Annotated in this window: 26 protein-coding genes; 19 read left to right on the plus strand and 7 right to left on the minus strand. The window is 33.7% G+C overall.

The window, feature by feature from the left end:
• The 8 genes from rfbH to AC1VAQ_RS11825 all read left to right on the plus strand — a co-directional run bounded on the left by rfbH (position 1) and on the right by AC1VAQ_RS11825 (position 8,620).
• On the plus strand, positions 1-1,338 hold the full coding sequence (gene rfbH, locus AC1VAQ_RS11790; protein ID WP_303243841.1) for a lipopolysaccharide biosynthesis protein RfbH: 1,338 nt from the start codon (positions 1-3) through the stop codon (positions 1,336-1,338).
• A 1-nt stretch (position 1,339) separates the two neighbouring features.
• A complete protein-coding gene (locus AC1VAQ_RS11795) occupies positions 1,340-2,233 on the plus strand; it encodes a glycosyltransferase family 2 protein (protein WP_302596883.1) in 894 nt (297 codons plus the stop codon).
• 123 nt (positions 2,234-2,356) lie between these two features.
• Positions 2,357-3,130, plus strand: a complete 774-nt coding sequence (gene rfbF, locus AC1VAQ_RS11800) for a glucose-1-phosphate cytidylyltransferase (RefSeq protein WP_302596882.1) — start codon at positions 2,357-2,359, stop codon at positions 3,128-3,130.
• A complete protein-coding gene (locus AC1VAQ_RS11805) occupies positions 3,130-4,065 on the plus strand; it encodes an NAD-dependent epimerase/dehydratase family protein (RefSeq protein WP_302596881.1) in 936 nt (311 codons plus the stop codon). The genes rfbF and AC1VAQ_RS11805 overlap by 1 nt, the downstream gene beginning before the upstream one ends.
• A complete protein-coding gene (gene rfbG, locus AC1VAQ_RS11810; protein WP_302596880.1) occupies positions 4,058-5,137 on the plus strand; it encodes a CDP-glucose 4,6-dehydratase in 1,080 nt (359 codons plus the stop codon). Before AC1VAQ_RS11805 ends, rfbG begins: the two co-directional genes overlap by 8 nt.
• Before the next feature lie 14 nt (positions 5,138-5,151).
• Positions 5,152-6,036, plus strand: a complete 885-nt coding sequence (locus AC1VAQ_RS11815) for a glycosyltransferase family 2 protein (RefSeq protein WP_302596879.1) — start codon at positions 5,152-5,154, stop codon at positions 6,034-6,036.
• Positions 6,037-6,231: 195 nt separating this feature from the next.
• Complete coding sequence (locus AC1VAQ_RS11820; protein WP_302596878.1) at positions 6,232-7,665, plus strand: glycoside hydrolase family 26 protein; 1,434 nt, start codon at positions 6,232-6,234, stop codon at positions 7,663-7,665.
• A gap of 118 nt (positions 7,666-7,783) precedes the next feature.
• A complete protein-coding gene (locus AC1VAQ_RS11825) occupies positions 7,784-8,620 on the plus strand; it encodes an undecaprenyl-diphosphate phosphatase (RefSeq protein ID WP_302596877.1) in 837 nt (278 codons plus the stop codon).
• A gap of 145 nt (positions 8,621-8,765) precedes the next feature.
• Here the strand turns inward: AC1VAQ_RS11825 and AC1VAQ_RS11830 are convergent, their stop codons facing one another.
• From AC1VAQ_RS11830 to AC1VAQ_RS11840, 3 genes are all read right to left on the minus strand, one after another.
• Entirely contained in the window at positions 8,766-10,238 is a 1,473-nt protein-coding gene (locus AC1VAQ_RS11830) for a UDP-glucose--hexose-1-phosphate uridylyltransferase (protein ID WP_302596876.1), read from the minus strand.
• 2 nt (positions 10,239-10,240) lie between these two features.
• Positions 10,241-11,233, minus strand: coding sequence for a UDP-glucose 4-epimerase GalE (gene galE / locus AC1VAQ_RS11835; RefSeq protein WP_479903952.1), 993 nt, complete (start codon positions 11,231-11,233; stop codon positions 10,241-10,243).
• Between the two features lie 61 nt (positions 11,234-11,294).
• The gene (locus tag AC1VAQ_RS11840; RefSeq protein ID WP_302596874.1) at positions 11,295-12,461 is read right to left on the minus strand and encodes a galactokinase; all 1,167 of its coding nucleotides are present in this window, start codon (positions 12,459-12,461) and stop codon (positions 11,295-11,297) included.
• 200 nt (positions 12,462-12,661) lie between these two features.
• Between AC1VAQ_RS11840 and AC1VAQ_RS11845 the strand changes: the two genes are divergently transcribed.
• The 6 genes from AC1VAQ_RS11845 (at position 12,662) to AC1VAQ_RS11870 (ending at position 18,503) form a co-directional block, all read left to right on the plus strand.
• Positions 12,662-13,660, plus strand: coding sequence for a LacI family DNA-binding transcriptional regulator (locus AC1VAQ_RS11845; RefSeq protein ID WP_302596873.1), 999 nt, complete (start codon positions 12,662-12,664; stop codon positions 13,658-13,660).
• 57 nt (positions 13,661-13,717) lie between these two features.
• Positions 13,718-14,764, plus strand: coding sequence for an aldose epimerase family protein (locus tag AC1VAQ_RS11850; protein WP_479903953.1), 1,047 nt, complete (start codon positions 13,718-13,720; stop codon positions 14,762-14,764).
• Positions 14,765-15,008: 244 nt separating this feature from the next.
• Positions 15,009-15,758: a C40 family peptidase gene (locus tag AC1VAQ_RS11855; RefSeq protein WP_302596871.1), complete on the plus strand. Its 750-nt coding sequence runs from the start codon at positions 15,009-15,011 to the stop codon at positions 15,756-15,758.
• A gap of 118 nt (positions 15,759-15,876) precedes the next feature.
• Positions 15,877-16,605 (plus strand): C40 family peptidase, encoded by a 729-nt coding sequence (locus AC1VAQ_RS11860; protein WP_302596870.1) that lies wholly within the window; start codon positions 15,877-15,879, stop codon positions 16,603-16,605.
• A 228-nt stretch (positions 16,606-16,833) separates the two neighbouring features.
• Positions 16,834-17,739, plus strand: a complete 906-nt coding sequence (gene uvsE, locus AC1VAQ_RS11865; protein WP_302596869.1) for a UV DNA damage repair endonuclease UvsE — start codon at positions 16,834-16,836, stop codon at positions 17,737-17,739.
• Between the two features lie 11 nt (positions 17,740-17,750).
• Positions 17,751-18,503, plus strand: a complete 753-nt coding sequence (locus AC1VAQ_RS11870; protein ID WP_303243843.1) for a polysaccharide deacetylase family protein — start codon at positions 17,751-17,753, stop codon at positions 18,501-18,503.
• Between the two features lie 94 nt (positions 18,504-18,597).
• Here AC1VAQ_RS11870 and AC1VAQ_RS11875 read toward each other — a convergent pair whose 3' ends face one another.
• The gene (locus AC1VAQ_RS11875) at positions 18,598-18,774 is read right to left on the minus strand and encodes a Spo0E family sporulation regulatory protein-aspartic acid phosphatase (RefSeq protein ID WP_302596867.1); all 177 of its coding nucleotides are present in this window, start codon (positions 18,772-18,774) and stop codon (positions 18,598-18,600) included.
• 163 nt (positions 18,775-18,937) lie between these two features.
• On the opposite strand from AC1VAQ_RS11875, the gene AC1VAQ_RS11880 reads away from it, so the two are divergent.
• The 4 genes from AC1VAQ_RS11880 (at position 18,938) to AC1VAQ_RS11895 (ending at position 21,740) form a co-directional block, all read left to right on the plus strand.
• A complete protein-coding gene (locus AC1VAQ_RS11880) occupies positions 18,938-19,567 on the plus strand; it encodes a hypothetical protein (protein WP_302596866.1) in 630 nt (209 codons plus the stop codon).
• A gap of 79 nt (positions 19,568-19,646) precedes the next feature.
• Positions 19,647-20,327 (plus strand): single-stranded DNA-binding protein, encoded by a 681-nt coding sequence (locus AC1VAQ_RS11885; protein ID WP_302596865.1) that lies wholly within the window; start codon positions 19,647-19,649, stop codon positions 20,325-20,327.
• Positions 20,328-20,477: 150 nt separating this feature from the next.
• The gene (locus AC1VAQ_RS11890; RefSeq protein WP_302596864.1) at positions 20,478-21,185 is read left to right on the plus strand and encodes a M48 family metallopeptidase; all 708 of its coding nucleotides are present in this window, start codon (positions 20,478-20,480) and stop codon (positions 21,183-21,185) included.
• 24 nt (positions 21,186-21,209) lie between these two features.
• Positions 21,210-21,740 carry a cob(I)yrinic acid a,c-diamide adenosyltransferase gene (locus AC1VAQ_RS11895; RefSeq protein WP_302596863.1) on the plus strand — a complete coding sequence of 177 codons (531 nt, stop codon included), beginning with the start codon at positions 21,210-21,212 and terminating at the stop codon, positions 21,738-21,740.
• Positions 21,741-22,050: 310 nt separating this feature from the next.
• Here AC1VAQ_RS11895 and dapB read toward each other — a convergent pair whose 3' ends face one another.
• A complete protein-coding gene (gene dapB, locus AC1VAQ_RS11900) occupies positions 22,051-22,809 on the minus strand; it encodes a 4-hydroxy-tetrahydrodipicolinate reductase (protein WP_479903954.1) in 759 nt (252 codons plus the stop codon).
• A gap of 158 nt (positions 22,810-22,967) precedes the next feature.
• Positions 22,968-24,119 (minus strand): dTDP-4-amino-4,6-dideoxygalactose transaminase, encoded by a 1,152-nt coding sequence (gene rffA, locus AC1VAQ_RS11905; RefSeq protein ID WP_302596861.1) that lies wholly within the window; start codon positions 24,117-24,119, stop codon positions 22,968-22,970.
• 290 nt (positions 24,120-24,409) lie between these two features.
• Between rffA and AC1VAQ_RS11910 the strand changes: the two genes are divergently transcribed.
• Positions 24,410-24,625 (plus strand): small, acid-soluble spore protein, alpha/beta type, encoded by a 216-nt coding sequence (locus tag AC1VAQ_RS11910; protein WP_302596860.1) that lies wholly within the window; start codon positions 24,410-24,412, stop codon positions 24,623-24,625.
• A 237-nt stretch (positions 24,626-24,862) separates the two neighbouring features.
• Here AC1VAQ_RS11910 and AC1VAQ_RS11915 read toward each other — a convergent pair whose 3' ends face one another.
• A complete protein-coding gene (locus AC1VAQ_RS11915; protein ID WP_302596859.1) occupies positions 24,863-26,119 on the minus strand; it encodes an HlyC/CorC family transporter in 1,257 nt (418 codons plus the stop codon).
• Positions 26,120-26,435 lie beyond the last annotated feature (316 nt).

The following is a 26,435-nucleotide window of genomic DNA, read 5'->3' on the forward strand; positions in this document are numbered from 1 at the left end:
ATGAAAAGGGAGGAAACCTTAAGAAAAGAGATTTTGGAAAAAGTAAAGGAGTATTATACACTTACACATAAAAAAGAAGATTTTAAAAAGGGTGATTGGATTAACTATGGTGGCAGAATATACGATGAAAATGAAATGATGAATTTAGTAGAGAGTAGCCTAGACTTTTGGCTCACATCCGGCAAATATGTGAGTGAGTTTGAAAAGAAGTTTAGCGAATTTCTAGGTGTTAAGTACTGTAGTCTAACCAATTCAGGTTCTTCAGCAAATCTACTCGCCTTTATGGCATTGACATCACCTAAATTAGAAGAAAAAAGAATTAAAAAAGGTGATGAAGTTATTACAGTAGCTGCAGGCTTTCCAACCACAATTGCACCTATTGTGCAATATGGTGCAATACCCGTTTTTGTAGATATTAAATTACCTCAGTATAATATCGATGTTACGGCGTTAGAAAAGGCAAGAAGTGAAAAAACAAAAGCTGTAATGATTGCACATACATTAGGAAATCCCTTTGATTTAAAGGCTGTAAAAGAGTTTTGCAGTAAGTATGACTTATGGCTTGTAGAAGATAATTGCGATGCATTAGGTTCTAAATACTTTTATGAAGGAAGGTGGCAATATACAGGGACAATCGGTGATATTGGTACCTCTAGTTTTTATCCACCACATCATATTACCATGGGAGAAGGTGGTGCTGTTTATACCAATAACCTGTTGTTAAAACGTATTGTAGATTCTTTTAGAGATTGGGGAAGAGATTGCTGTTGCCCTTCAGGGGTAGATAATTTCTGCAAGAGAAGATTTTTAGGTCAACATGGTAAACTGCCCTTCGGATATGATCATAAGTATGTATATTCTCACTTGGGTTATAACTTGAAGGTCACAGAGATGCAAGCCTCTATTGGACTCGCACAGCTAGAAAAGTTACCAGATTTTATTCAGAAGAGAAGAGCAAATTGGCGCTATTTAAGAGATGCACTGGATGATTTAAAGGATGTCATTATTTTACCTGAGGAAGTTTTAAATGGTGAGGCAAGCTGGTTTGGATTTTTAATAACTATTAAAGAAAATGCAGGATTTACTAGAGATGAGATGGTGCGCTATTTAGAAGAAAAGCATATCCAGACAAGGATGCTTTTTGCTGGAAATATGGTTAAACAACCTTGCTTTAATGAAATAACGGATTATCGCATTGTAGGAGAACTTACGGATACAGATACAGTAATGATGAATACATTTTGGGTAGGCGTCTATCCTGGAATGAACAAAGAAAAGCTTCAGTATATGTCAGATATTATTCATGAATTTATTATAATGAATAGAAGGGCGAAATAAGATGAGTAAGCCATTGTTAACAATTGCAGTACCTACATTTAATCGGGCAGAAGAATTGGAGAAATGTCTTAATACTATTTTTCCAGAGGCAGCAAATGAAGAGGAGATAGAGGTACTTATTGGCAATAATGCTTCTACGGACCAAACAGAGTTGGTGATTCGAAAGTTTATGCAGCGCTATAAAAATATTATATATATTAAAAGACTTAAAAATATAGGAGCTGATGGTAATATATTTAAATTAGTAGAAGAATCAAATGGAAGGTATTGTCTACTACATGGAGATGATGATTATTTTGTGCCTGGTGCAATCAAATATATTGTAGATATTATAAAACAAAACCCGCAATGTTCTATTTACTTTATAAGTAGAGGACATAAAGACGTACGTCCCAATGAACTATGTGAAGGAATGTCACAGTTTTTAGATAAGGTGTCCTTTACAGCAGCCTCTATTAGTTCGGCCATTATTGATAAAGCGGTTTATAATACACTGAAGGAGAGGGATAAGTTCCTTTATTCGCATTTAAATCAAATTTATATCTTATATAGCTTATTAGCAAAAAATAGGCGTTTCCTAATCATAGGAGCAAAGCTTATGAGTTATACATGGTCTATAGGCAATTACAGTTTTGGGGAAGTTTATATCAAGAACTATATAGATATATTAAACTATTTTAAAGGAAAAGGGTTAAGTGATGAAGATATAAAAGCAGGGAAGAAGCGTATGCTAGAAGAACAGGTGATTCCTTGTTATCGTAAATGGCGCAAAAGCCCTATAACAATAACAATGTCTGAGGTAATGAAGTATTATGAACAGTACTATAAGGATGAACCATATTTTGAAAAAAGACTACGTATTATGAAATATATTGAAAGAGGATATACGTGGTAAAAGGACGGAAAATAAAAAAATGTGTCCATTTTTGAGGGGCTACATATAATATAATAGAGAGAAATTCACTGAACCTATAAAAGTAAGCATTTGTTTTTAAATAGGTTAAAATGGGGGATACAGATGAAATTAGTTATATTAGCAGGTGGCCGTGGCACTAGGCTAGGGACAATTGCAGATTCTATACCTAAACCCATGGTAGAGATAGGTGGCAAGCCTATCCTATGGCATATTATGAAGATATATTCTTACTATGGTATTAATGAATTTGTAATATGTTTAGGATACAAGGCTCAAGTTATAAAAGATTACTTTGCCAGCTACTGTATTAAAAATACGGATTTCACCGTAGATTTGAGTACAAAGTCGTTTATTTTCCACAACCAGCATGAAGAAACAAATTGGAAGGTAACATTAATAGATACAGGACTTAATACTTTAAAAGGTGCAAGGCTAAAAATGATAGAAGGGTATTTAACGGATGAGGTAAATTTATTAACTTATGGAGATGGGTTAGCTAATATTAATATACAAGAGCTTATTAAATTTCATAATGCCAATAACAAGTTAGTGACAATATCAGGCGTTCATCCTCCAGCAAGATTTGGAGAGTTAAAAATACAGGAAAATGAAGTAGTAGAGTTTAAAGAAAAGGCCTTTTCTTCACAAGAGACAATCAATGGTGGATATATGGTATTTAATAAAGGCTTGTTAGATTATTTATCTTTAGACCCTCAATGTGATTTAGAATATGGGACTTTTGAGATGCTAGCAGCAAAAGGAGAAATAGGTGTTTATAAGCATCCTGGACAATGGGCATGTATGGATAATGAGAGAGAGATGCAGATGCTCAATAAACTTTGGGAAGAGAATAAAGCTTTTTGGAAGGTCTGGTAATGATGCTGAGGCGAGTTGTTATAACAGGTGCAACAAGTATGCTGGGGATAAGTTTAATGAATTATTTGTTATCACAGGGAGTAGAAAAAATATTAGCCATATGTTCACCAGGTTCAACCAGAATAAAAAACATCCCAAAGCATTCTTGCATTCAGATTATACAAGGTGATTTAGCTTATTTAGAAGATATAAAACAAGTTATCAGGTCTGAATATGAAATCTTTTATCATTTTGCATGGATAGGTACACAGGCTAAGACAAGAAATAATATAAAAGTACAAATGAAGAATATAGGTTACACATTAGATGCACTAAGGTTAGCAAAGGAATTAGGCTGTAAGACTTTTGTAGGTGCTGGGTCTCAGGCAGAGTATGGTATATGGGAGAAGCCATTAAGTGAAGAAACACCTACTTGTCCTCAAGATGCCTATGGTTTTGCAAAATATATGGCTGGTAGGTTGAGTCAATTTTTTGCAAAGGAAATAGGCATGCAGCATATGTGGGTAAGGGTTGTAAGTATTTATGGACCGCATGACAGAAAAGATACGATGATTATGTCCACATTAAAACAGCTTCTTGCTACAGGGCAGGCAGCTTTTACAAAGGGTGAACAAATCTGGGATTATTTATATGAAGATGACGCAGCAAGGGCAATGGCCTTAATTGGAAGTAGAGGGAAGCCTGGTAGCATCTATGTGTTAGGAAGTGGCAAAGCCTATTCACTAAAGCAATATATAGAAGAAATGATAGAAGTATTAGGAAAAGGTCATACGGCTAAGTTTGGCGAAATACCTTACAAGGCGGATGCAAAAATGTATTTATGTGCAGATATAACAAAGCTTACAGAGGATACAGGTTTTTTGCCTCAAATCGCTTTTAAAGAAGGTATTAGTGAGACCGTTAAGGCACTTTGTAAGGAGGAGTATCATGAGTGAGTTTGGAGCATGTTACAAAGGCAAAACGGTATTAGTTACAGGGCACACGGGTTTTAAGGGCTCATGGCTTACAATATGGCTCAGGTTATTAGGTGCAAATGTAGTTGGTTATGCATTAGAACCTATAACCAGTAAGGATAACTTTGTATTAACCGATTTAACGCATAAGATGGAAGATATTCGAGGGGACATAAGAGATAGAAAGCAGTTGCAAAAAGTCTTTGATCAGTATGCACCTGATTTTGTATTTCACCTAGCAGCACAACCGCTTGTGAAATGGTCTTATAAAGAGCCAGTGTATACTTATGAAACAAATGTAATGGGGACTATTAATGTGCTGGAATGTATGCGAAGTAGTCAGAAGAAACAAGTGGGTATTTTTATTACAACTGATAAATGTTATGAAAATAAAGAACAAATATGGGGGTATAGAGAAGAAGATGCATTAGGTGGTTATGATCCTTATAGTTCTTCTAAGGGGGCAGCTGAAATCGCCATTAATTCGTGGCGAAGCGCCTTTATGAATCCAAAGGATTACACTTCGCATCATAAATCTATAGCTTCTGTACGTGCGGGTAATGTAATAGGGGGAGGAGATTGGGCTAAAAATCGTATAATTCCAGATTGTATTCGGAGTATAGAAAAAGGAGAACCTATTGAAATTAGAAGTCCACATGCTATTAGGCCGTGGCAACATGTACTAGAACCCTTAAGTGGCTATTTAATGTTAGGAGAAAAAATGTGGGCAAATCCTACGGCTTTTTGTGAGGGATGGAATTTTGGTCCGTATAGTCATCAGATTTTAACCGTTCAGCAAGTGGCACAAGCGCTTATTGATGCCTATGGAAAAGGCAGTTTGCAAGTAGTCGAGGCTACTGAGCATGAGGCGGAGCTCCTCACATTAGATATTACTAAAGCATTTTGGTATTTAAAATGGCATCCTACTTTAAACTGGAGAGAAATGATACAGTACACAGTAGATTGGTATAAGGCGTATACAAATTGTAATGTCTATATGTTTTGTGAAGAACAGATTCAAGATTTTATGAGAAAACAAAAAGTTAATGATTAAAAGGAGCAATTTGTATGACGGTGCAACCTTTAATAACAATAGGCATCCCCACCTATAATCGAAGTGCTTATTTAAAAGAAAATTTAAAAACGATATATGAACAAATAGGTAATGATCCAGATTTTGAGATATTAGTTATTAATAATGCATCAGATGACGATACGGAGGAAATCATTTTACATTTTAAAAAGCAGTATAATAACTTAACCTATATAAAGAATGATAGTAATATTGGTGCGGATCGAAATATTTTTAAAGTAATTGATGAGGCAAGAGGTATATATTGCTTATGGCATAGTGATGATGATTATTTTTATCCTGATGCGTTACCACGCATTAAAGCTATTATTAATCAGTATAGACAGTGCGCAGTTTTATTTATACGGCAAATTTATCAAGAGGCAGAAGCAACATTATATAGTGGCATGAGTGAGTTTTTAAGGCAGACTTCCTATGGTGCAACAGGAATATCTAGCATCATTTTAGAAAAAAAGGCATTTAGCCAAATAAGAGAACCACAAAAATTTATAAAAACTAGCATAAATCATATGTATTTAATTTATAGTATACTTGAAAAAAATCCTTTATTTGTGATGATTAATAGAAAATATATACGCCTTATGGGGGCAAAATCTACTTCATATAATTGGGGAAAATTTATCATTAAGGATTATTTGGATATATTATATTATTTTAATCAATATGGGTTGAATTCAAAGTTTATCAAAGAAGAGAAGAAGAAATTATTAGATGGGGCTATTGTACCCTGGTATAAAAAATTACAAGATCCGAGATGGAATATAGACCTTAGTGATACGATAAAATACTTTGTACAGTATTATAAAGATGAACCATATTTCTTGGAATATTATGATGTCTTAGTAAATATTCATTCATAAGACAAAAAAGGAAGATAATTAGAAGACGAATAAAAACTGGCTAGAACCTAAAGGGGATAGCCAGTTTTATTAATGTATAAAAATTGGGGGAAATCATGTCTATATTATTAGATTAACAAGAATGATTTAGTGAATTATAATAAAAATAAATACTATTTAGAACAAAGTTTAGAAAAAGTGTTTATGGAGGAGACTATGAATAAAATTTATAATTTACACATGGGTAGTGCAAAATGTGCAGTAGATTTAGGTGATGGTAGTGAAAGAGGAGAATATGTTAATCAAGATTATATTTTACATAAGATGGGGCGTCCACACCGCGCGATTAGCTTAATGTATTGTTATTATCCAAAAGATGCAGGATGGCCAGGACGTGCCAGTGTGGTACATGCGAGTCCTGATGTCAAATTTGCTTGGGATTATCCTTATGATGATTATTTTACTTATAAAGGTGGACTTAATGGCACTATGGAAGATGAACCATTTACATATATGAGGGATATCAGACGCCATGGACAAGATGTAAATCTGACATTAACAATTGATTGTGGTCTTAGTGATGAATATCTTATTGCTGTTGCAAAAGAACTTAGAACATTTGGCCGTATGTTCTTACGTATTAATCACGAGGCAACAGGAGACTGGTTCACGCATAATAAACGTTATAGTTATCAGGAAGTAGCAGATTTCTTTGTAAGATTTCATAATATTATTAAAGAATATGCCCCAAATGTAAAAACAGTTATCTGTGCTGCAGATATTCAAAACTTAGATAAAAAAGAGTTAGAAAAAGAAGCTGAATTTAAACAAACTATTTTAGCCGCAGATGTATGGGCTGTTGATAAATATTTAGCGCTACATTGGGGATGGCCTTATGATGTAGCAGAAACAGGAGGGCAGACACATAAACGCTATGAAAATCAAAATACATATGCCCTTACAAAAGCTACATTTGAGCGTTATAAAGAGCTTAATGGCGGCATTGCTAAACCTATGGTAATGGCAGAACTAAATGCAGATGGAGATGTAACGGGGCCTTATGAACAGGCGGCTATGGTCAGAAACTTCTTGGACCTTATTCGTGAAGACAATGCCACATGGTTTACGGGATTTACAATGTATCAATTTAGAGATAGAGGAAGATTAGGTCTAGAGATAGAAGATCCTAATAATAGTGAAGTGGGTATTGAACAGCCTATTTTTAAGGTGTATAAGGAAATGATTCATGAAGACTACTTCATGCCACAAATGACGATTGGAGAAGAGATAAATCTTCCCGTGACACTTAGATGGGGCGGAGCAGAGGATGCAACAGGTTTAGCAATTCCACTTCATTTTGAAAAAAATCCTACCTTCTGTGAAGTGACTTTTGAGGGGGATGAAAATTATATGATGGAGTTAAATGGAAAATGGTTCTATAAATCACCTCAGGCAAAAACAATCGATTTAATGTCAGCTTTCTTTGAAAAGCCATTAACAGAAGAGATAGATTTAACACTTAAAATATTTGCACCCCCAGCAACTGGAGAAAATGACCCAAGTCAAGGCGAAGATTGGATGGAAAATTACTATACAAAAGTAGAGAAGTTGCCACAAATTCGTGTACGTTTTGCACCTGTGGAATTATAAGAAAAATGAAAATTAGATTAAAAAACGCCTATCTTTATAGTTTTACCATAGTGAAAGTTGTATAATAGGGAAGGATTTGGTCAAAATCAAATAAAACGATAAAGATAGGAGTGTACATATGTCAGTTTTTGAAGCCATTGTACAAGGAATTATCCAGGGAATTACTGAATTTTTACCTGTTTCTAGTTCAGGGCATATTGCCTTGTTTCAACACTTTTCACCGAATATGGAAGGTTCAAGTGCTACATTTGTAATGGCACTATTACATTTAGGAACATTAGTAGCTGTTTTTATTGCTTTCCATGAAACTATTTGGAAGCTTATAAAAGAAGCCTTTCGTATGTTAGGCGATTTATTTACATTAAAGTTTAGTTTAAAAAATATGAATGATGAGCGTAAGATGATTATCATGTTTATTGTAGCCAGCATTCCGCTAGCTATTATTTATCCATTTAAATCAATTTATGATAGTATTGTTCAAGCAGGAAGTTTAATCTTTTTAGGAATTTGTTTCTTATTTACATCAGCTATCTTATTTATTTCAGATCGCAAGGATAATGGGACAAAAGATGTTAAAGAGATGACTTATGGCAATGCCTTATTCATTGGATTATTTCAAGGATTTGCCCTGCTTCCAGGGGTATCAAGATCAGGATCTACGATTGGGAGCGCACTAATTTCAGGTTTCTCAAAAGAATTTGCTGTGCAGTTTTCATTTATTTTAGGTATTCCAGCTATTTTTGCAGGAAGCTTAGTGGAAATCAAAGATGCCTTAGAAGTTGGGGCAACTGTAGAAGTTGTGCCAATGTTTATAGGATTTGTAGTAGCGGCAGTAGTAGGATTTCTTTCTATTAAAATGATTGATTATCTTGTGAAGACAGATAAATATAAGATTTTTGCAATCTATACTTTAATAGTAGGTATAGTAACAGTAGGTATTGGAATATTTAGTTAATAAATAAAGATATGTAGTAATCAAAAGAGGTGCTGCGAAACTATTTATAGTTTCGCAGCACCTCTTTTTAGTTCTAACAGACCGATTTGGCAACACTGTGATATGTAGCATGATAGATCTTAGTAGGCTTTTTTAGAAGAGAATATTAGAGGTTTTCTGTAAAAGCCTTGAAGTGAGCAATGCCTTCATCTGTAAGTTTGAAGACACCTGCATCTTCTAAGACGCGTGTAAATTTCTTGCCGAGAGCAGCTTGGACATAAGCTGTTAAGTCGCTGCCATCATAGTTTTCCTTTAAATCATTTGCCCAAGTCATATGATAAGGTGCAACATCCGTACGCTTGCCTATAATATAGGTTTTGATGTCTTCTAGTTCTTGAAGGAGGCGTCCTGGTAAAATAGCAAGGCCCATTACTTCGATAAGTCCAATATTTTCTTTCTTCACATGTTGTACATCTGCATGTGGATGGAAGATACCAAGCGGATGTTCAGTTGTTGTTCGATTATTACGAAGCACTACTAGCATAGAATACTTACCATCTTTTCTTTTAGCAACAGGTGTAACTGTATTATGTGGTGTGTCATCTGTGTAAGCTATAATATCTACTGCTGCATCGGAATAATTTTTCCAAGTTTCAAAGATGTAATTCGTACATTCAGCGACATCTTCTAAGCTGTCAGCAGTAAGCTCAATAGTAGACATTGGCCAATTTAAGACAGAACATTTTACATTTGGATATTTACTGATAGTAAAGTCCCATAATGTACCCGCACGATGAATAGGGAATTCATAGCAACCCCCTTGATAATGTTCGTGAGATAAAATAGAACCGCCAACAATAGGTAAGTCTGCATTAGAACCAATGAAATAGTGAGGAAACATTTTGGTGAAAGATAATAAGGTATAAAAACTATCTTTACTAATATGCATTGGCTCATGTTTTTCAGATAAGAAGATGCAGTGTTCATTGTAGTAGAGATATGGAGAATATTGCAGTCTCCAAAGACGATGATTAAGTTCTACGGCAATGGTACGATGATTAGCACGATCAGGTAAGCTTAATGTACCATTATATCCTTCATTTTCAATGCAAAGTAAGCATGAAGGGTATTTGTTAGGTGGTGCAGTCTTAAGACGTGCAATTTCTTTAGGGTCTTTTTCTGGTTTTGAGAGATTGATTGTAATATCAATATCCCCATAAGGAGAATTGGCTTTAAACTGTACATTTTTAGCAATACGGCTCATTTTAATATAGTTTACATTTTGGCTTAAATGATAAAAGTAATTTGTTGCTTTTATAGGACTTTTTTCATAAAGTGTCCAAAATTTATTTTCCACCATAGAAGGAGCAGGTAAGAAGATATTCATAAGATTACTTGTAAAGATATCTTTTTCGGCAATACTATCTTCAATGAGTCCTTCTTTTACAGCAAATGCTGCTAAAGCATCAAGTGTTTCATATAAATCAAAATCTAAAACTTCAGAAGAAGCCTCATATTCAGAGGTATTAAAAGCAGCAAGCAGACGATTGCGTACATAAATTTCGTCACGTTTGCTAATAAGTTCATTTTGGATGCCATGGGCAATAAGGGTATCAATTAGTGCATATAAATGGTTCATAATTAAACTCCTTTGTAACCAGTAGGATGTGAAGCATGCCATTTCCAAGCAGAGGCAATAATTTCTTTAATATCTGTGTAGTGAGGTTGCCAGCCAAGGATTTCTTTAGCCTTTGTAGAAGAAGCAACAAGAAGGGCAGGGTCACCACTGCGACGTTCTCCCATTTTGAGTGGGATTGGGTGGCCAGTAACTGCTCTAGCAGCTTCAATCATTTCAAGAACAGAGTAGCCAGTATTGCTGCCTAAGTTGAAAATATTGCTTTCGCCACCTTTCATTAAATAATCTAAAGCAAGAAGGTGGGCATCGACTAAGTCTGTTACATGAATATAGTCTCTGATACAAGTCCCATCTTCTGTAGGATAGTCATTGCCGAATACAGTGATAAATTCTCTTTGCCCAAGAGGTACTTGAAGAATAAGTGGGATAAGGTGAGTTTCTGTTGTATGAGCTTCACCAATTGTACCACTCTTATCTGCACCTGCTACATTAAAGTATCTAAGGCATACATAGTGAAGATCATGGGCAGTATTTGTCCATTTAAGCATTTTTTCAATAGCAAGTTTTGTTTCACCATAAGTGTTTGTAGGACAAGTTGGCATATCTTCCGTAATAGGCATTGTTTTGATATCTCCATAAGTAGCAGCAGTAGAAGAGAAAACAATATATTTAACACCTACTTCTACAAGAACTTCTAAAAGTGTTTCGCTGCCGCCTACGTTATTGTTGTAATATTTAAGGGGTTTACTCATAGACTCACCAACTAAAGAGTTGGCAGCAAAGTGAATAACACCATCTACTTTTTCTTTTTCAAAAACGGCTTTAAGTTCATCTTTATGACGAATATCTACTAGGTAAAAAGCAGCACCAGCAGGAATACTTTCAATATGTCCAGTTTCGAGATTATCAATAACGACAACCTCTATACCTTTTTCAAGAAGTTGTTTAACTGCATGAGAACCAATATAACCGGCTCCACCTACGACTAAAATTTTCATAATGGTTATCTCCTTTAAGATAGTTTACGTACAATAAATTTGTTAAGTTGGTATAGGTTTCTTATAGTTCAGAAGGACCATTACCAATAGAGGCAATATAAAAAGTAGCTGGGTAACCAATAGCTGCTTCATATTTATCGCCTACATGCTTCATAAAGTCAGAGACCTTATCATTTTGAACAATCGCAATAGCACAGCCGCCAAAGCCAGCACCAGTCATACGTGCCCCTAGAGTACCTTCTTCTTCAAGCGCAGCAGATACTAAAGTATCAAGTTCTTTACCAGTTACTTCATAATCTTCTTTAAGCGAAGTGTGAGAAGCGTTTAAAAGTTTACCAAATGTAACGAGGTCATTACTAGCTAAGGCTTTTGTAGCACTTATAACACGTAGATTTTCTGAGATTGCATGTTTAGCACGTTTATAAAGAATAGGGTTAGTAAGAATGCTATCTAAAGTAGCAAGCTCTTTTTCACCTAAATCACAGATTGCCTTAATATGTGGATAAGTATCTTGAAGTATTTTAAGCGCCTGTGTACATTCGTTAAAACGTTCATTATATTTAGAGTCAGCAAGTTCACGACGTTTATTTGTATTCATAATTACAATTTGGTAGTCATCTAATTTAAATGGAATATGTTCGAAATCTTGTGTACCACAGTTTAAGAGAAGGGCACTATTTTCTTGACCAAGAGCAATAGCGAATTGGTCCATAATCCCACTACTTACGCCCATATATTCATTTTCTACTTTTTTTCCTAAAAGTGCCATTTCAGTAGGTTTAAGTTCTAAATCATAAAGTGTGCTAAATACTTTGCTAAGTAAGATTTCTAAAGAAGCAGAAGAAGAAAGACCTGAACCATTTGGAATATTACCATAAACAAGGATATTAAGACCATGTGTGATTTCATAGTCAGCTTCTAAAAGATATTTTAAAACACCTTTTAAGTAATTTGTCCAATTATCTTCTTTTTTAAAGTCTAGATTATGTAATGATAAGTTCATAGTGCCAAGTTCTTTAAAATTCTCAGAGTAAACAGCAAAGTTTTTATCTTCGCGAACACTAACAAGTGCATATGTACCTAAAGTAATGGCACAAGGAAATACAAGCCCCCCATTATAGTCAATATGTTCCCCTATAAGATTAACGCGTCCAGGGGCAAAAAATTTATGTGAAGCTTCTTCGTTAAATAATACTTTAAATTGATTTTGAAGTTCTAATAAATTCATAAAATCCTCCTAAAAAAGTAAATTGAATAAGAATAAATGCGATAGGTAAAACTGTTTATAGTTTTATTATAAAATTTTAGTAAAATAAATCAAGTATTTTTACTAAAATAAAATGTAAAAGTTGCGAGGCGATAATTAGTATATTATAATAAGTGAATACATAAGTCAGTTATGAAGTTTTTACTAAAAGGAGTGAGGAGATGGCAACCATTAAAGAAGTGGCAGCCAAAGCTGGTGTATCCATTGCGACGGTTTCTAGAGTACTTAACTTTGATGAGAGTTTAAATGTATCAGAAGCAACGAAAAAACGTATTTTTGAAACCGCCGAAGCTTTAGATTATGTGCCAAATAGCAAACGAAAGGTGAAAGAAAAACCTATTACAATTGGGATTGCTCAGTGGTACACAGAAGAAGAAGAGCTAAGAGACCCTTATTATCTGGCAATACGTATTGCGGTAGAGAAATTATGTGATAAAGAAAATATTGAGTTTAAACGTATTACGCCAACACATGAAAAAACACAAGGTAAACTCTTTGATGGTGTGATTGCAATTGGTAAGTTTGGAAAAGAAGAAGTAACTTATTTAAGTAGTTTGTGTAAAGAGATTATATTTGTAGATTTTTCACCAGAAGAGGAAGTGTATGATAGCGTTTTAACAGATTATAAACGAGGGACGTTAAAGGCGCTTAATTACTTGTATGAATTAGGCCATAGACAAATAGGATACATTGGCGGAGAAGAATATATAGATGGTAGAGAAAAAAGTATTGATGATGAACGCGAGCATACCTACTTAGAATTTATGAAAGAGAAGGAACTAGAGGATAGACTTTTCTTATTAAAGGGAGAATTTAAACCTGAAGTAGGGTATAGGCTGATGAAAGAAGCGTTAGAAAAGGAAAACTATCCAACGGCATTCTTTGTGGCAAGTGATCCTATGGCTATAGGTGCGTACAAAGCAGTAAGTGAAAAAGGGCTAGTAGTAGGGAAGGATATAAGCATTATTGGCTTTGATGATATTTATACAGCTCAGTTTCTAACGCCAGCACTTACAACAGTTAAGGTTTATACAGAATTTATGGGAGAAACTGCATTTGAAACGATCAAGGAGCACCTTCATACTGGACGAAAGATTCCTAAGAAAATTCTTATTCCAACTCAGTTTGTAGTAAGAGAAAGTTGTAGCCAAATAAAGTGAGCTTTGATATAGTGTAATTATAGGAAAATTATAAAAAATCAAAAAGGGGATTGGGTCATGGAAATTAGAGAAAATAAAGTAACTTTTAAGTCTGGTAAAATTGTGACGAAGTATGTATTAACTAATAATAATGGCATGAGTGTCGAGCTTATTAGTCTTGGCGGAACCCTTACTAAAATTATGGTACCAGATGCAGAAGGACGTTTTGAAAATGTACTTCTTGAATGGCAAGATATCGAACTTTATGAACAACATCCAGGAAGCTTTGGCGCCATTGTAGGGAGAACAGCGGGTCGTATCGGTGATGGCAAGGTAACAATTGATGGTCAAGAATATCATTTTTATAAAAATAATAATGGAAATACATTGCATGGTGGGAAGTTAGGTTTTGATCATAAAAATTTCGAAGGTAAGGCAGTTATTGATGAAGAAGGTGCTAAAGTAATTCTTACTTATTTGAGTGTGGATGGCGAAGAAGGTTATCCAGGTAACTTACAAGTTAAAATTACATATATTCTTAAAGATGATAATACGCTTACAATCGACTATAAAGGTGAGACAGATCAAGAGACAATTGTTAATTTGACAAATCATGCCTACTTTAATTTATCAGGTAATGCAAAACGCTCAGTACTTGATGAAGAAGTTTATCTAAATAGTGATGAATTCTATAGCACAGATGCAAATCTTATCCCAGATGGCACAATGATTAGTGTAGATGAAATGCCTGTTTTTGATTTTAGAGTGCCTAAAACAATTGGACAAGATATTAAATCTGATAATAAAGTTTTAAGATATGGCAATGGTTATGATCATGTCTTTAAGTTAAAGTCAGGTAAAGAGGCTGTAAAACTCTTTGACCCAACCTCTAGACGTTTTATGAGCGTAACAACAGATGCACCTTGTGTTGTAATGTATACGATGAATGGTGCAGATAGCTCTTTAATTCTTTCAAATGGTGAAAGTGCTAAACCTAATTATGCAGTTTGTTTTGAAACACAAAGACCCGCTATCGGTCATAACGAAGTATTTAAAGACCTTGTCTTACTTAAGAAAGGTGAAGTATATAGCCAAATTACAACTTTTAAATTTGGCATATTATAGTTAAAAGTATAAAAATATATATCGGTAAAAAAGCTAAAAGTTGTCCCACTTTTAGCTTTTTTTGTGCGTTTTTTATTTCTAAATCTTGACAGTGAACTGGAAAATATTTATAATGATTTTGTAACAATTAGTTAACAATATAAAATAACTTAGTAACAAATTAACGCAATTACGTAATAAAAACGAACATATATTAAGAAAATATTAAATCAATGACATAAAAGTAAAGCTTTGGAGGATGATTATGAAATTAAATAAGCTATTTATTATGGGAATGCTACTAACAGCTATGGCAAGTAATGTACAGGCAGAAATTGTAAGTGAAATTAAGCAAGATATAGAAGTAAGTGTAGAAGATCAAACAATAGTAGAAGAACAAGAAGGTATAACTTCTAAAACAACAGTTTCAGAAACAAAACTTCGAGAAACGCCAAGCCCTACAGGAGATATTATTCAATATTTAGATGAAGAAGTAACAGTTAAAGTTTTAGAAAAATACGGTGACTTTTATAAAGTAGAAGTTAATGATTTACAAGGATACATATATAAAACACAAATTGATACAACAGATTTAGAGAACATCGAAGATACAACACCAGCAGTTGAAAAAGAAACAAGTGTTAGTTCTAAGGGAGAAGAAGTTGTAGCTATTGCTAGAAAGTATTTAGGCGGTAAGTATGTATATGGTGGTAACAATTTAGAAACAGGTGTAGACTGCTCAGGATTCACACAGCAAATTATGAAAAAAGTAGGTATTACTATAGAAAGAACTTCACGTAGCCAATATGCTGCAAATGGTAAAAAAGTAAGCGTATCAGATGTTGCACCAGGAGATCTTGTATTTTATGGGAAGGATGGTGTGAATATAGACCATGTAGCCATTTATGCAGGTAATGGACAAATCATTCATGCTAGTGATGCTAAATCAGGTATAAAAATGAGCAATTTATACTATGGCAAACCGATTATTGGTGTAAAACGAGTAATAAATTAAACACAGTCAGTTAATAGTTGACACATGTTTAAACATATATTATAATAAATTTGTAATAATTAATTTAAATTTGTGCAAAAGTTAAAAGCCAAATAGCTATCTATAAGGAGGAAAACAAGTGAAAAAAATAAAATTAATCAGTACTTTACTTGCAACACTACTTATGTCATCTGTTTCTGTATTTGCAGCAGAAATACCAAAAGAGGGCATTGTTACTGCAAATAGCCAAGCCTATAGCTCACCAGAAACCGAAGAAGTAACATGTTATATATACGAAGGCGAAACATTTGAGATAGTAGAAACTTTAGATGACTATTATGGCGTTTTATTAAATAAAGATGAAGTAATATACATAGCAAAAGATAGTTTACAAGTTGAAGAAGAAAAACAAGAAGAGATTGTAGAAGCTGTTCAAGAAGAGAAAACAGAAGTAATAAAAGCTGAAACACCAGTTAAACAAGAAACTGTTAAAGTGCAGAAGTCAAAAGGCGAAGAAGTTGTGGCTTATGCAAAGAAATTTATTGGAACACCTTATGTAAGCGGTGGAAATAGCTTAACAAAGGGTGTAGATTGTTCAGGCTTTACACAACAAGTTTTTCTTAACTTCAATGTGAAATTAGATAGACGTTCTAGAGACCAATTTGCTAATAATGGCGTATCTGTTAAAAAATCAGATTTAAAACCAGGGGATTTAGTTTTTTATGGTTATAGCAGTGTAACACACGTAGCCATTTATATTGGTAATGAGCAAATCATTCATGCACCAGTTCCAGGAAAGAGTGTATCTGTAGCACCATTATGGCAGCGTGGAGATGCACCAATTATGGGATATAAACGTGTAATTTAGAAGTATAATATACATAAGGAAAGAACTACCAATAATTAATATTAATTATTGGTAGTTCTTTTTTGTAGAGAAAAACTATAAGATGAATGTGAAATCATTGGGAGAAGCTAACTTACCTAGATGTATATTTCAAGCTTTTAATTTGTTTCTCTATATTGGGTGCGGATAGAAATAAGATAGTTTACATATAATACCTTTGTTAGATATTGCGTATAAGGAGTGTGAAAGATGACCAAAATCCGAGCTGGCTATGCATGCCTTAATCTATCGTTAGAAGATAGTTTTAGGACATTTCGCTTAAAAGCAGTAGAAGATAAGGATGAAGATAAGATTACAGATGTAATTTGGCACAATATGCGTCTATTTAAGGAGATTATATTAAATAATATACAAAATAATATTTATGTTTATAGATTGTCTTCTGATCTTATACCTTTTTGTGCCCATCCTTATATGAAGGCACTGTATAAAGAAAAGATTGAACAAAATGATGAGATGCAGTCGATTTATGATTTGATCAGTACACTAAGAAAAAAGTATAAACTGCGTATTAGTATTCATCCGAGCCAGTTCAATGTCTTATCTAGCCCTAAAGAAGATGTAGTAAAACGTTCTATTGAAGAAGTAAATACGCAGTCGAGTTGGATAAAGCGGGTAGGGGGACAAAATGTTGTGCTACATATGGGTGGAATCTATGGGGATAAGATAGCCGCCATTAAAAGATTAGAGGAAAACTTAAAGTATGTAGCATGTGATTTACTTTCTATAGAAAATGATGATAAATCATATCATACAGAAGATGTGGTGACATTATGTGAAAAAAATAAATTAAAGTGGGTCTATGATTTTCATCATGATAGATGTCATCCTACTATGGAAGGTGAAGAAGGGGTGAGACAGCTTATTAAAGCTTATCCGCCAGATAAATATCATTTATCTACAGGAACACCTCAAATTAATTCAAGACCTCATGCAGATTATATTAGCAGGGAAGATTATGTACTATTTGTGAAATTCCTAGAAAGCTGCGAGATACAAGAAGCAGATGTAGTATTTGAAGCTAAAAAAAAGAATTTAGCCATTCATGAAATTTTAGAACCTTTAGAGGACGGATATTGGCGACTAAAAGAATAGGAGACAAATGAATGATAAAATTAAAGCAAATATTTAAGAAGATAAGTTTGGCGCTTGTATTTAGTTGCTGCGTGGTAAGTAGTACGTTCATACAAGCAGAGGGAGAAAATAAAAAATTATTACCTATTTACTGTGTGGACACAAAGGGAGAAAAGAAGGTAGCCTTGACTTTTGATGCAGCATGGGGAGCTAGTGATACAGACCAAATCATTGAGACACTAGGAAAATATAATGTTAAGGCAACATTTTTCATGGTAGGGGATTGGGCAAGAAAGTACCCTGATGCAGTGAAAAAGTTCCAAGAAGCAGGACACGATATAGCAAATCATTCTAATAAGCATCCTCATGTGTGTCAGATGAATAAGGAGGCTATCAAAAAGGACTTGTTAGAGGCACACGAAACACTTAAAGAAATTACAGGTTTAGAGTGTGATTTATATAGACCACCTTATGGTGAATATAATAATACAGTATTAGAGGCTGCTAAGGAATGCGGCTACTATACAATACAATGGGATGTAGATTCTTTGGATTGGAAGGAGTATGGTTTACAACCACTTATTGATAAGGTTTTAAATCATAAAAATTTAAGACCAGGAACGATTATACTAATGCATAATGATACAAAGTATACAGCCAAGGCACTTGAGCCTATTATTAAAGGCATTATTGAGAAAGGATATACTTTCGTACCTGTGTCAGAACTGATTTATAAAGATACTAACTGTAAAATAGACCATGAAGGTAGACAACTTGCGCCTTAAATAAATTATAAAAAACTGTTACATTAACTAAAAGATTAATGTAACAGTTTTTTTAATATAGATTTCATATCTATAATTTTAGTTAATATAAAAATCATGAAACTTTGTAGGTGCGTTCTAACTGTTTTTCAAATAAAGGGTTTAATAATAAGTCAAGTTGTTGACTGAGTTGTAGTACTTCTGGGGAGAGTAAGTTATACTCATTTTTCTTAATTGTAAGACTTAGAATTTTTTTTAAATGAATAATTTCATTTTGGGTAGGAATGTTCATTTGGTTTGCCTCTCTTTAGAAAAAATGTGACTATGATGTAAGCACCTTACTAATATCATAATATGTGGAAATAAAAAAGATGTGACTTTCACTTAAAGAAACATAAAACAAAATAAAATGGCAACACTAATACAACGAAATCCTAGCTAAAGGAGCATATTAAATGATTATTATAGGCGTAGATGATACATTTCATTTGGGAAGAGAAACAATATCTTTCTTAAAATCCATGGCAGATGAAGCTCAGATTTGCTATGTGCACCTAAAAGCATCTAAAAATAGAGGAGAACGAATAAGATTTGAGACATTAATGGCTTCTGTTATGAAAAGTAAAGTGATTAAGTTATGCATTGTGGAATTTAATAATAGGAGTTTAGTGTGCTTAAAAAAGATTCCTTTTGATGGCATTATATTTTTTGATGAAAAAATTGGTTATAAAACTTATACTAATCATCATATATATTTTATAAAGAATAAGATACAAAGCATTGCATCTTGCAAGACATTTATTTTACCTGATACAACAAGGTTTAGGCTGAATAAGGATATTAGTTATGGTTGGAGTCAGGCTGCGCATATTTCTTTGACTAGTAGTGAAGAAGGAATTGGGGGCGTGCTTTATGTGCAATGCATATTGCAACATCCAACTAGGCCTATAGAAGGTGCTTTTAGTACACCAAGAGAATTTGGTGTAAGTGGGAAGGCAAGATATCCGGAACAACTTTTAGCAGCTGTGGCCGTTCTTGTTTTATATAGCTTTAATTTGAATAAAACAAGATACAATTTGGAATAAATTGAATGAGCATTGAATAAGATGTTAAAGGCAGATGAATAAAGTAAAGAAACAAGGCCAGGATAAGGAGAGGGTAGGAATGATAGAGCACATGTTAGAAAATAATAAAGTACTACTTATAGGAAAAGTAGTTAGTGACACTAAATTTAGTCATAAAGTATACGGCGAAGGGTTTTATACTTTCGATCTTGAAGTTCCTAGATTAAGTGAATCAGCAGATGTGTTGCCGGTTACTATTTCAGAGAGACTTTTACCATCCATTGGAGGTAATATTCAAGGGAAAGTGCTGGAAATTGAAGGACAGTTTAGATCGTATAATCAGTATGAAGAAGGCAAAAATAGATTGATTTTAACTGTTTTTATTTTCGAAGTTAAAGAGGTAAATCCAAGTGAGTTAAGTAGGAATAAAAATGAAATTTATTTAAATGGATTTGTATGCAAGGCACCTATTTATCGGACAACACCTTTTGGTAGAGAAATTACGGATTTACTTCTTGCGGTTAATAGATCGTATCATAAGTCAGATTATATTCCTTGTATTACTTGGGGTAGAAATGCAAGGTTTGCACAGAATTTAAGCACAGGGGACCATATTCAAATTAGTGGTCGTATTCAAAGCAGAACCTATCAAAAGAAGTTGGAGACAGGTGAAGTAGAGATTAAAACAGCCTATGAGGTATCTATTGGTAAGATGGAGCAAATAGATGAGACAGCAGAACAAGGAGAAGACTTAGAGGAAGAAAGAGAAACAGATAAATAAATTACATATTGCCAAAAAGGACCGTTAGCATAAGCTACGGTCTTTTAATATTTTGAAAATTAATGTAAGTTTAAATCAGTTGTGCTATAATAAGTGGGATGAAATAACTATACAAAAAAATATAAAAATGTTAAATAAAGGATTATGAATATGGGTGATATTACTAAAGAGAATATTGTAGTAGGAGACGCCGTTAGCTGTGTAATCGTTAAGGAGAACAGAAAGACAGCAGCTATTCGAATTGATAAAAATCTAAAGGTTGTTGTTAAGGTACCTCTATTTATGAAAGAAAATGAAGTGAAGGAATTTATTCATAAATATGAAGGATGGATTAATGAGACCTTAATTAGAAAAAAATCGGTACAAGAAGATAATGACTGGATTCGTAATAAGAAGATTATGTATTTGGGTCAAGAGCAGCTAGTGGATATTCAAGTTAGACCTTATGCAAAAGAAGTAGTTATTTTAAATGAGAAAGGGATTAAAGTGATTACTTCTGGAGATGAGATTGCTATGCGTAAAGCTATGGAGCATTTCTTTAGAGAACGCGGGAAAAAATTGTTCACAGAACTTACACAGAAGTATGCTAGTATTGTAGGTGTACAGTATAATAAGATTACAATTCGCAAACAAGAAACAAGATGGGGAAGTTGTTCACAGAATGGCAATCTATCTTATAATGTAAAGCTTATGTGTGCACCTAAAGAGATGATAGAATATGTTATTTTACATGAGGTAATGCATTTAAGACATTTTAATCATAGTGTAGCATTTTGGAAAGATATTGAAGAGTTAATGCCAGACTATAAAAAACGTATGAATTATTTTAAACAGTTTGGACAAAATTTCATCATATAACATGTCGTAAGAGGAGGCAAAATCATGGAGAAGGGACTTGTAGAGGTCTATTATGGCACAGGAAAAGGCAAAACTACTGCAGCTATTGGGTTAGGTATTAGGGCGCTAGGAAATAACTATAAAGTAATTATGGTTCAGTTTTTAAAAAATAATGATACAAGTGAATGTAAGATGTTAAAAAACTTAGAACCACAATTTAAAGTATTTAATTTTGAGAAGAAGCGTGGTTTTACTTGGGAACTCACAGAAGAAGAGAAGGCAGAAATAACAAGTGAAACACAAAATGCTTTAAAATTTGCAAGTAAAGTAATGGATACAGGTGAGTGTGATGTGCTCATACTAGATGAGATTTTAAACACAGTAGGTTTAGGACTTATTGGAGAAGAAGCACTTTGCGAAATTATTGATAATAAGCCAGAAGAAGTAGAATTGGTATTAACGGGACGCACTTTATCAGAAGAGATTGCTAAACGTGCAGATTATATTAGTAATATTGAAGCTATTAAGCATCCTATGGAAAAAGGAATACCAGCTAGAGTCGGAATCGAATATTAAATAAAAAGCCTTAGTAAAATGGGCAGGGGAACCTGTTTTACTAAGGCTTTTTTTCTTATCCACTGTATTTGCAATGGATAGGAGGAGTATTACACGAATAAAGTTATACTAAGTGTCATCGCAAGACTTAACATTTGATAATAGGGGAGGTTCAAAGTCAAGTCTTAAGATAATATCCTATGGCTGAGGAAGTATTTATTCTAGCCGTCCAATAAATATTTCCTAAACCATTTGATAGTATTATATTAATGGCCTTATGTGATGAGTATGTGAACACTACGTGGAAGAAAACTGAAAGTTAGCGCTTAGATTATGCGTTTAGTAAATCAGACATATCATATAAGCCATTTCCCATAGTAGCTAAGAATTTAGCTGCTTTAAGTGCGCCTACAGCGAATACTTCCTTAGAAGTAGCCTGGTGTGTTAAAGAGATAAATTCATCATTTCCAGCAAATAAGATTTCATGTTCACCAACGATTGTACCGCCACGTACGGCATGAATGCCAATTTCTTTTTGTGGACGTTTTTCACGTGTTTGTGAACGATCATAGCGATAAGCATATTTTTCGTCTAGCGTTTCATTAATTGCATCGGCAATAGCAAGTGCAGTACCACTTGGGGCATCAATTTTTTGATTATGATGTTTTTCGATAATTTCGATGTCAAAACCACTATCACTAAGTACTTCGGTAGCACGTTTAGCAAGTGCAATTAAAAGATTAACGCCTAAAGACATATTAGCAGAGAAGAAAATAGGAAGCTCTTTGCTGATTTCATGAATGAACTGAATATCTTCGTCACATAAGCCTGTTGTGCAGATTACAACAGGAATTTTATTTTGTAAAGCAAAATTCAACATGGGTCTAACAGCTAAAGCAGTAGAAAAGTCAATGATGACGTCTACTTTGGTTGTACAGTCTTCAATGTTTTTGTAAACAGGGAAGGGATTAGAAATACCTAAATAAGGGTCAACACCAGTGGCAAGTTCTAACCCAGGGTGATCTTTAATAATACGTGAGATTGTTTGGCCAATTTTTCCATTACAGCCATGCATTAATACTTTTGTCATGTCATTAATCCTTTCAAGCATCACTTCATGAAAGATAAAAGGGTCACTTTTACCTTCATAAATTTTTGTCATATATAAAATTTAATTTTGTAATTATTTTATTGTATTATAAACCAAGATTTTTGTATACCTCTTTAATGGAAGAAGTTACAGGTTATTTATTTTTTGAAAAAGTCATAGATGGTATGAATGATATAAAGGACATCTTTTTCGCTTAGATTATAGTAAAGTGGTAGACGAACAAGTCGTTCACTTTCTTTAGTCGTATAAATATCATTTCCAGAAAAAGTACCATACTTTTCACCCGCAGGACTATGATGAAGGGGGACAAAATGAGGTGCAGGATTGATTTCATGGGCATTTAAATATTGAATAAATTGGTTACGTTCATGAAGATCTTTTAATTTAATGTAGTACATATAAGCATTATGTGTACAAGTTTCAGGGATTGTAGGCCTTATTAAACAACCACGTTTTTCTAAATCTGATAGCTGGCTGTGATAAAGTTCCCACAATTTAATACGCTTACTATTAATCGTGTCAGAGTGGATGAGTTGGGCATGTAAGTAAGCAGCATTTAACTCACTAGGAACATAAGAAGAGCCACAGCAGAGCCAATTATACTTGTTCATAGGACTACGTAAGGTACCTCTAGGTGCGGTGCCTTTTTCTAATATTAACTCTGCCATTTCAAATGTAAGTTTATATTGCTCTTTGGAATGAAGTGGATTAATGAGGAGTGCGCCGCCTTCCCCCATTGTAAAGTTACTTGTTTCATGAAAGCTATAACAGCCAAAGTCACCGATGCTACCTAAAGGTTGCCCTTTATAAGTAGACATGATGCCTTGAGCAGCATCCTCTATAACAAGGAGATTATAATGCCTTGCAAGTTCTAAAATATAATCCATTTGGGCAGCAACACCAGCATAATGAACAGGAACAATAGCTTTAGTACGTGGCGTGATAGCTGCTTCGATAAGTTTTTCATCTATATTTAATGTATCGGGACGAATATCTACAAAGATAATTTTTGCACCCCTTAGGACGAAGGCGTTGGCAGTAGAAGAAAAGGTAAAGGAAGGCATAATGACTTCATCATTAGGTTTAATATTAGCAAGGAGTGCACACATTTCAAGGGCGTGAGTGCATGAGGTTGTAAGTAAAACCTTCCCTAATTTCAAATTGTTTTCAAGCCAATTTGTACAGGCTTTTGTGAAAGCACCATCACCGCATATTTTATTTGAATTAATGACTGCCTTAAGATTCGAAAGTTCTTCACCTGTACTTGTGGGTAGGTTAAAGTAAATCATTTCAGGATTTCAGCTCCTTAATAAAGGTATTAGAATTTTATACATTATCATATTCAAAAAAGGGATTTATGGTTAATAAAGTATTATTAAGGAAAGAAAAATAGGTGATTAAAAGTAGCAATATAGATTTTTTATATAAAAATGTAGGCCTTGTGTATAAAATAGGGGGTATTGCTACATACTTTAATAAGGTCTAATGATTTTACATCACTAAAAAGTAAAGAAGTCTAAAATATATAAGCTAAAACTTATAGATGTAAAATCTATCATCTAAGAAATGAGGAAGAGTTATGAAAGCAAATGAAGCAAAAAATAAGGAAAAGTTATTTGATGCCTTATCACCAGCAGAAAAGATGAAGTTAGAGATTGCAGAAGAACTAGGTCTTTTGGAAAAGGTGCAAGAAGGTGGATGGAAAGCATTATCTGCTAAGGAAACAGGACGTATTGGTGGACTTATGACTAAGAAAAAAAGAGAAATGAATAAAGCAAAACAAGAGGAAAAATAGATAAGAAAGAGGTTTTGTGCTGTGTAGTGCAAGATGGCTTTCTTAGCTTTGAAAAATTTAAGAGAAGCATGGGTGTAATATTTATACAATATATTCTAGTGGAAAAGGTCCTATGCATAGACTTTAGAATAAAAACTTATATAAAAGTATAGTTATATCAAGTGGAGTGATTTGCTGAGATTATAAAAGTGGCTACCCAAAATGATAAATCAATTTGGGTAGCCACTTTTGTAGTTATTATTGTAATAAGATTTTTAAAGTATTAATACGATTGTTAGATGTGGCATCTACAATGAATTTAATATCATTGTAAGTGATTTCTTCGCCTTCTGTAGGGAAGCGGTCGAAGAGTCCGATCACGAATCCACCAATTGAATCAAAGTCTTCAGAAGTGATATCTAGATTTAAAAGTTCATTGACGTCTGTAAGACGGGCAGAACCTTCAATAAGATATTCATGGTCACTGACTTTTTGGATTTCATTTTCAGTTTCATCATATTCATCATCAATGTCACCAACAATTTCTTCGATAAGGTCTTCCATAGTGACAAGACCTGCTGTACCGCCGTATTCATCAAGAACGATACACATACCTACTTTATGTGCACGCATTTCTTTGAAAAGTTCATCGTTTCTTTTAAACTCATGAACAAAGTAAGGTTCTCTTAAAAAATCATCAATATGAAATTCATTTTGTTTAAAGTCATGAAGTAATAAATCTTTGATATGTAAAATACCAACGATATTATCCACTGATTCTTCATAGACTGGCATTCTAGAACATGGGTCCTCTTTATATAAAGAGAGGATTTCTTCATAAGTCGCATCACGTCCAATGGCAATCATATCTGTACGTGGTACCATAATATCTTTGGCGGCACTGCTTCCGAAGTCAAATACATTGCAAATCATTTCTTTTTCTTCATCCATAAGAACGCCTTCTTCATGGCTGACATTTACAATAGTTTTAAGCTCTCCTGCTGTAATGAAAGGTTTAGTCGCATTAGGATCTACACCGAAGAGGCGGAGGATACCATTTGTAATAAACATTAATACTTTTACGACAGGGCTAAAAACTGCAACAACGATGGAAATAGGGCCAGATACTAAAAGTGCCATTTTTTCTGTGTTTTGTGTAGATAAAGATTTTGGCGTAATCTCCCCAAAAATAAGTACTAAAATCGTCATAACGCCAGTGGCAATACCAACACCACTGTTATCAAAGAGTTTTGTAGCAATAACTGTAGCTAAAGAAGATGCACCAATATTTACAAGGTTATTACCTACTAAGATAGAACCAAGTAGCTTATTTTGATCTTCTAACAATTTCTCAAGTCTTGTAGCACCTTTCATATTTTGTGCTACCATATGACGAACTTCAATTTTACTAATAGCCATAAGGGCTGTCTCAGAAGCTGAGAAGAAGCCTGATGCCAAAAGTAAAATGATTAAAACAACTATTTGTACCGATTGTACCGATAACGAAGGGTCCAACTTATAATCACTCTCCTAAAAATTTAAATAATATAATAAAAATAAAATTAACATGAACGTGTGTAAAACATATGAATAAAGCCTATGAACAAATAGAAATACTTTCTAAGAAAAAATCCTTATATATAGTATGGTCTTTTTACATATAAAATAATATAGATTTCACATTTATAAATCTCAGTTAGGCATGATGTATGCGTAATGTGAAATCATCAAGAAAAATTATTTGTATATGAACATTTAAGTTTATAAGCGCATTTCTCCATAAATGTTAGATATTACATTTTTACGTTTACATCACATCATGATATTATAT

Source organism: Cellulosilyticum sp., from assembly GCF_982396655.1.

What these genes read in the sequence shown, in the direction of transcription:
- rffA (WP_302596861.1), bottom strand. Translation starts at nt 24,119, where the DNA reads ATGATTTACTTTAACCTACCCACAAGTACAGGTGAAGAACTTTCGAAT.
- AC1VAQ_RS11840 (WP_302596874.1), bottom strand. Translation starts at nt 12,461, where the DNA reads ATGAATTTATTAGAACTTCAAAATCAATTTAAAGTATTATTTAACGAA.
- galE (WP_479903952.1), bottom strand. Translation starts at nt 11,233, where the DNA reads ATGAAAATTTTAGTCGTAGGTGGAGCCGGTTATATTGGTTCTCATGCA.
- AC1VAQ_RS11895 (WP_302596863.1), top strand. Translation starts at nt 21,210, where the DNA reads ATGGAGAAGGGACTTGTAGAGGTCTATTATGGCACAGGAAAAGGCAAA.
- AC1VAQ_RS11870 (WP_303243843.1), top strand. Translation starts at nt 17,751, where the DNA reads ATGATAAAATTAAAGCAAATATTTAAGAAGATAAGTTTGGCGCTTGTA.
- rfbH (WP_303243841.1), top strand. Translation starts at nt 1, where the DNA reads ATGAAAAGGGAGGAAACCTTAAGAAAAGAGATTTTGGAAAAAGTAAAG.
- AC1VAQ_RS11820 (WP_302596878.1), top strand. Translation starts at nt 6,232, where the DNA reads ATGAATAAAATTTATAATTTACACATGGGTAGTGCAAAATGTGCAGTA.
- AC1VAQ_RS11890 (WP_302596864.1), top strand. Translation starts at nt 20,478, where the DNA reads ATGGGTGATATTACTAAAGAGAATATTGTAGTAGGAGACGCCGTTAGC.
- AC1VAQ_RS11885 (WP_302596865.1), top strand. Translation starts at nt 19,647, where the DNA reads ATGATAGAGCACATGTTAGAAAATAATAAAGTACTACTTATAGGAAAA.
- AC1VAQ_RS11855 (WP_302596871.1), top strand. Translation starts at nt 15,009, where the DNA reads ATGAAATTAAATAAGCTATTTATTATGGGAATGCTACTAACAGCTATG.
- AC1VAQ_RS11875 (WP_302596867.1), bottom strand. Translation starts at nt 18,774, where the DNA reads ATGAACATTCCTACCCAAAATGAAATTATTCATTTAAAAAAAATTCTA.
- AC1VAQ_RS11825 (WP_302596877.1), top strand. Translation starts at nt 7,784, where the DNA reads ATGTCAGTTTTTGAAGCCATTGTACAAGGAATTATCCAGGGAATTACT.
- AC1VAQ_RS11910 (WP_302596860.1), top strand. Translation starts at nt 24,410, where the DNA reads ATGAAAGCAAATGAAGCAAAAAATAAGGAAAAGTTATTTGATGCCTTA.
- rfbG (WP_302596880.1), top strand. Translation starts at nt 4,058, where the DNA reads ATGAGTGAGTTTGGAGCATGTTACAAAGGCAAAACGGTATTAGTTACA.
- uvsE (WP_302596869.1), top strand. Translation starts at nt 16,834, where the DNA reads ATGACCAAAATCCGAGCTGGCTATGCATGCCTTAATCTATCGTTAGAA.
- AC1VAQ_RS11880 (WP_302596866.1), top strand. Translation starts at nt 18,938, where the DNA reads ATGATTATTATAGGCGTAGATGATACATTTCATTTGGGAAGAGAAACA.
- rfbF (WP_302596882.1), top strand. Translation starts at nt 2,357, where the DNA reads ATGAAATTAGTTATATTAGCAGGTGGCCGTGGCACTAGGCTAGGGACA.
- dapB (WP_479903954.1), bottom strand. Translation starts at nt 22,809, where the DNA reads ATGACAAAAGTATTAATGCATGGCTGTAATGGAAAAATTGGCCAAACA.
- AC1VAQ_RS11795 (WP_302596883.1), top strand. Translation starts at nt 1,340, where the DNA reads ATGAGTAAGCCATTGTTAACAATTGCAGTACCTACATTTAATCGGGCA.
- AC1VAQ_RS11850 (WP_479903953.1), top strand. Translation starts at nt 13,718, where the DNA reads ATGGAAATTAGAGAAAATAAAGTAACTTTTAAGTCTGGTAAAATTGTG.
- AC1VAQ_RS11805 (WP_302596881.1), top strand. Translation starts at nt 3,130, where the DNA reads ATGATGCTGAGGCGAGTTGTTATAACAGGTGCAACAAGTATGCTGGGG.
- AC1VAQ_RS11815 (WP_302596879.1), top strand. Translation starts at nt 5,152, where the DNA reads ATGACGGTGCAACCTTTAATAACAATAGGCATCCCCACCTATAATCGA.
- AC1VAQ_RS11845 (WP_302596873.1), top strand. Translation starts at nt 12,662, where the DNA reads ATGGCAACCATTAAAGAAGTGGCAGCCAAAGCTGGTGTATCCATTGCG.
- AC1VAQ_RS11830 (WP_302596876.1), bottom strand. Translation starts at nt 10,238, where the DNA reads ATGAACCATTTATATGCACTAATTGATACCCTTATTGCCCATGGCATC.